General features: G+C 62.1%; 1 protein-coding gene. It reads right to left on the bottom strand.

Annotated features, from left to right (window positions below; all coding sequences use genetic code 11):
• Positions 1-572, bottom strand: a 572-nt coding sequence (locus J7528_RS24060; RefSeq protein ID WP_291879897.1) for a GDSL-type esterase/lipase family protein, incomplete at both ends; no start/stop codon positions are given.

A 572-nucleotide genomic window follows, 5' to 3' on the forward strand; every position in this document is an offset into this window, starting at 1 on the left:
GACCAGGTCGATCATCTTGTCGATGAGCATCTGCGCGGTCGTGTTCGGCGTCTGGTTGTTATAATGGCCGACATCGTTGATGCCTTCGAGCAGGATGATCGTCTTCACGCCCGACAGGTTCATCGCGTCATAGCCCCAGCGCTTGTAGAGCGCCGGCGTGATGCCGACCCGGCCCGAGCCATCGTCCAGGCCACCGTCGTACAGGATGCGATCGCTGCCGATGCCGGTGTTGACCACCGCGAGATGATCGGTGCTCGCCTGGCCGTTCAGCGTGTTGAACAGCAGGTTCGGCCAGCGATTATTCTGGTTGAGGTCCGAACCGGTGCCGTCGGTGATGCTGTCGCCGATCGCGACGATCGCCTGGCTTCCAGCCGGAGCATCGACGTCGACCGCGGTGGCGAAATGCCAGGAGCGATAGTTGGTCGGCGTGGTCAGGTTCTTGTTGGCGGCCTGGTTGCCGGCAGCGAAATACGAGACCTGGAACGACTTGAAGTGGCTGGTGTACAGGCTGATCGTCTGCTTCGGCAGGAAGAAGCTGACCGCCAGATCCTCGCCCGCACCCACCGCAAGCG

This window comes from Caulobacter sp., assembly GCF_017744445.1.
Taxonomy (GTDB): domain Bacteria; phylum Pseudomonadota; class Alphaproteobacteria; order Caulobacterales; family Caulobacteraceae; genus Caulobacter.